The following is a 4,118-nucleotide window of genomic DNA, read 5'->3' on the forward strand; positions in this document are numbered from 1 at the left end:
TTCGGCGAGGCCGTCCACCGTCTTGCCGGTCGACTGCGCCTGCGCCACCGCCTCGGCGGCGGTGCGGGTCGATTCCGACACCTGCCGGCTGATCTCGCTGATCGAGGCCGACAGCTCCTCGGACGCGGAGGCAACCGTCTGCACGTTGGCCGAAGCCTGCTCCGACGCCGCGGCCACCGCCGTGCTCTGCCGGCTGGTCTCCTCCGCCGTGGCGGAGAGCGCGGTCGACGAGCTCTGCATCTCGGTCGCCGAGGACGAAACCGTGTTGACCACGGCCATAACCGTCGCCTCGAAGCCATCGGCCAGGGCGCTCATCTCCTTCTTGCGGGTGGCCTCCGCTTCGGCCCGCAGCTTCTCTTGCTCGGCCAGGCGATCCGCCTCGGCCTGCTTCATTGCGGCTTCCAGCTCGCGCAGCTTGCGCGTGGTCTCGGCCGCAGCTTCGGCGGCGAGACGCTCGCGCTCGCGCTGCGCCTCGAGCTCCATTTCACGCTGGCGCGCCTCCGCCGCCTGGGCCTCGGCCTGAAGGCGCTCGCCTTCGATGCCGTTGTCCTTGAACACCTGCACCGCCTGCGCCATCTGACCGATCTCGTCACCGCGGTCGCGCGCCGGAACCTCCGTCGTCCAGTCGCGATTGGCGAGCTGCAGCATCGCCTCCGTCATCCGACGCACCGGCCCGAAGATCCCGGCGGCGATCAGGAAGCTCAGCGTTCCGACCACGAAGGTGACGACACCGATTGTCACCGAGATCAGTTGGGCCGCGGTGGCACGCGTCGCAGCGATATCTTCCGCTGCCGCCACTTCGACGGCATTCACAGCCTTGCTCAGCTGCTCGAGCTTGGGCTCAAAATCGGCATAGGCCTGCGAAAGCTTGCCGTTCGCCGCCTTTGCCGCCAGCACGCCGTCCATCAGCGCGAAGAAATCCTTCTGGTAGGATGCCATGTCGGCGGCGATCTGCGCGCGAGCGGCATCCGGCAGACCGGCGCCCTTCAGCGCCGCCTCGAACTCGCCAGCGCGTTTCTTCAAGTCTTCGCCGTATTTCGCGTCGGCGCGGGCCAGGAAATCCTTCTCGTGGCGCCGCATCATCAGCATCAGCACCTGAAGGGCCGGCATCTCGTTCGCCTTCAGAGTGGTCTCGATGGCATGCACCGACTTGCGCAAGGCGCCGAGCAGGCCGTCGTTCTCAGTCAGGCCGCTCCTCGTCTCGGTCGCGACGAGATCAGCGAACTGCGTGGCATAGGCATCGGCGAGCTTCCGGGAATCCGCGGCCAGAGTGCGGTGATCGGCCAGATCCAAGTTTGCGGCAAGCGCTTCGAAGCGCTGTCCCGCCTGCTGCATTGCCTTGGCATGCCGCTCCACGTAGCGGGTCTCGCGCCGCAGCTGGAAATCCTTTTCCGCACGCCGGGCCTCGAGCATCAGGATCTCGATCTGCGTCATGCTGTCGTCGGCAGCCCCGGCGCGATCGGCGACCACTTGGCTCAGTTCCACCGAGTGGTTAGTCCAAAGGAAGGTCCCGAGGATCGTGAACAAACCAAGAATGGCGACCGCGCCGATAATCGCAATCTGATACTTGACACTTATTCTCGACAATACAGATGCAAATGACACGATCGACCTCATGGCTTGCCGCGGGGCGCGTAAGGCACCCCGGCCGCGGTATAATTGTTGAGGTCAGTATCTTTTATGTTGATTTATGTATATGTCGAATGGCCTAAGGGCTTTCCCCTATTCAGTAGCGCCGGAACACGCTCTGGCGCTTCTGGTCGTCGAACAGGACGACGTCATAGGGCTCGCGCGCCGATCCCTGCTCCATCCCAGGTGAGCCGATCGGCATGCCGGCGACGGCAATGCCGCGGGCTCTCGGCTTTTCGGCCAGCAGGCGCTTTACGTCGGCGGCGGGCACATGCCCTTCGATCGTATAGCCGTCCGCCGTGGCGGTGTGGCAGGCCTGCAGGCGATCGGGCACGCCCTCGCGCCGCTTGATCGGGGTGAGGTCATCGGTCTCGTGCACCACGACGCGGAAGCCATGCGCCCGCATGTGGTCCACCCACTTGCCGCAGCAGCCGCAGGACGGCGACTTCCAGACGGTGACCTCGCCGGCCACGGCGGTGCCGTAGCCGAAATGGTAGTAGCCGCCGATGGCGAGGCCGGCGGCCAGGGCCAGCCCGGCAGCGGTCCTTAGAAGCGTTGTCCTGGTCATTGCATCACTCCTGTTTCTCGAAAGACTTCAGCGTGAAGGCGCCGCCCTCCTTCGCCGTGACGAAGCGGATGCGGTCGCCGACCTTGAGGCGATCCAGCATTGCGGGCTCGGCGACACGGAACACCATCGTCATTGCCGGCATGTCGAGGCCTTCGAGCGGCCCGTGCCGCAGCGTGACCTTGCCGGCGGAGGCATCGACCTTGCGCACCTCGCCCTCGCCGCGGGCTTCGGCCTGGGCCAGGGCGGCGGCGGCTTGCGCGAACAGCGCGACAGCGACAATCAGGACGCGGAGCATGTTCACTCTCCCTATTTGACGGTGATCTTGCCCTTCATGTTCGCTTCGAAATGGCCCGGCACGAGACAGCCGAAATCGAACTCGCCGGCCTTGGTGAATCTCCAGAGCAGCAAGCCGGTCTTGCCCGGTTCGACACCGACCGCATTCGGGTCGTCGTGCTCCATCTCCGGAAATTTCTGCATCAGCGCTGCGTGCTCCTTCAGCTCCGCGATCGTCCCCAGCACCATCTCGTGCTTGATCTTGCCGGTGTTCCTGACCTCGAACCGGATCGTCTCCCCTTTCGCGACGATGAAACGGTTCGGGTTGAAGCGCATCTCGTCGTTCATGGTGACGACGATGGTGCGCGCGCGGGCTTTGGGATCGCCCGGCTCGCCCAGCGCCTCGGCATGGCCGCCGGCCGCGGCCGGCTTCGGCTCGTGTTTCTCTGGCCCATGCGCGAGCGTCGGCGCTGCGGACAGCGCGAGCAGGGCGACGATGGTTGCTGTGCGATTCATCGGCGCTCTCCGCATCAGACGTTCTTGGCTTCGTAGGCGACGGTGCCGGGCGGGTGCTTGTACCAGCCCGGATCGCGGTAATCGCCGCGCGCCAGCCCTTCCCGCACCTTCACTACGCTGAACATGCCGCCCATCTCAATGGCGCCGAACGGGCCCGCGCCGGTCATCATCGGCAAGGTGTTGTCGGGCAGCGGCATCTCCATCTCGCCCATATCGGCCATGCCGCGCTCGCCCATCAGCATGTAATCGGGCACCAGCTTGGTGATGCGCTCGGTGACGCCCTTGTGGTCGACGCCGATCATGGTCGGCACGTTGTGGCCCATGGCATTCATCGTGTGGTGCGACTTGTGGCAGTGGAAGGCCCAGTCGCCCGGCTCGTCGGCGGTGAACTCGATCGCCCGCATGGCGCCGACGCCGATATCCGTCGTCACTTCCGGCCAGCGCGCCGAGGGCGGCACCCAGCCGCCATCGGTGCCCGTCACCACGAAGTCGTAGCCGTGCAGATGGATCGGGTGGTTGGTCATGGTGAGGTTGCCGATGCGAATGCGCACGCGGTCGCCCTTGCGCACCGCCAGGTGGTCGATGCCCGGAAACACGCGGCTGTTCCAGGACCAGAGATTGAACTCGGTCATGGTGGCGACCTTCGGCGTCATGGCGCCCGGCTCGATGTCGTAGGCGTTGATCAGGAAGACGAAATCGCGGTCGACGCGGTGCTGGCCCGGATCGCGCGGATGCACGATGAAGCTGCCCATCATGCCCATCGCCATCTGCACCATCTCGTCGGCATGCGGGTGGTACATGAAGGTGCCGGACTTCTTCAGCGGGAATTCGTAGACGAAGGTCTTGCCCGGCGGGATCTGCGGCTGGGTCAGGCCGCCGACGCCGTCCATGCCGCAGGGCAGCAGCATGCCGTGCCAGTGCACGGTGGTGTGCTCCGGCAGGCGGTTGGTGACGAAGATGCGGACCTTGTCGCCCTCCACCGCCTCGATCGTCGGTCCCGGCGACTGGCCGTTGTAGCCCCAGAGATGCGCCGTCATGCCCGGCGCCACTTCGCGCTCCACCGGCTCGGCGACGAGGTGGAATTCCTTCCAGCCGTCGTTCATGCGCCAGGGCGCCGACCAGCCGTTCAGGG

At 65.8% G+C, this 4,118-nt stretch carries 5 protein-coding genes; all 5 read right to left on the reverse strand.

The window, feature by feature from the left end; genetic code table 11:
• Positions 1 to 1,485, reverse strand: a 1,485-nt coding sequence (locus tag DT074_RS27625; RefSeq protein WP_119423045.1) for a HAMP domain-containing protein, incomplete at its 3' end; no start/stop codon positions are given.
• A 241-nt stretch (positions 1,486 to 1,726) separates the two neighbouring features.
• On the reverse strand, positions 1,727 to 2,197 hold the full coding sequence (locus DT074_RS27630) for a DUF411 domain-containing protein (protein ID WP_119423046.1): 471 nt from the start codon (positions 2,195 to 2,197) through the stop codon (positions 1,727 to 1,729).
• A gap of 4 nt (positions 2,198 to 2,201) precedes the next feature.
• Positions 2,202 to 2,492: a copper-binding protein gene (locus tag DT074_RS27635; protein ID WP_119423047.1), complete on the reverse strand. Its 291-nt coding sequence runs from the start codon at positions 2,490 to 2,492 to the stop codon at positions 2,202 to 2,204.
• A gap of 11 nt (positions 2,493 to 2,503) precedes the next feature.
• Positions 2,504 to 2,986: a cupredoxin domain-containing protein gene (locus DT074_RS27640; protein ID WP_119423048.1), complete on the reverse strand. Its 483-nt coding sequence runs from the start codon at positions 2,984 to 2,986 to the stop codon at positions 2,504 to 2,506.
• Between the two features lie 14 nt (positions 2,987 to 3,000).
• On the reverse strand, positions 3,001 to 4,118 hold a 1,118-nt coding region (locus DT074_RS27645), incomplete at its 5' end, for a multicopper oxidase family protein (protein ID WP_119423049.1).

The sequence above is a fragment of the Desertibaculum subflavum genome (assembly GCA_003576705.1).
Lineage (GTDB): Bacteria > Pseudomonadota > Alphaproteobacteria > Ferrovibrionales > Ferrovibrionaceae > Desertibaculum > Desertibaculum subflavum.

Coding starts and splice junctions, on each gene's coding strand:
- DT074_RS27630 (WP_119423046.1), bottom strand. CDS start 2,197: ATGACCAGGACAACGCTTCTAAGGACCGCTGCCGGGCTGGCCCTGGCC.
- DT074_RS27640 (WP_119423048.1), bottom strand. CDS start 2,986: ATGAATCGCACAGCAACCATCGTCGCCCTGCTCGCGCTGTCCGCAGCG.
- DT074_RS27635 (WP_119423047.1), bottom strand. CDS start 2,492: ATGCTCCGCGTCCTGATTGTCGCTGTCGCGCTGTTCGCGCAAGCCGCC.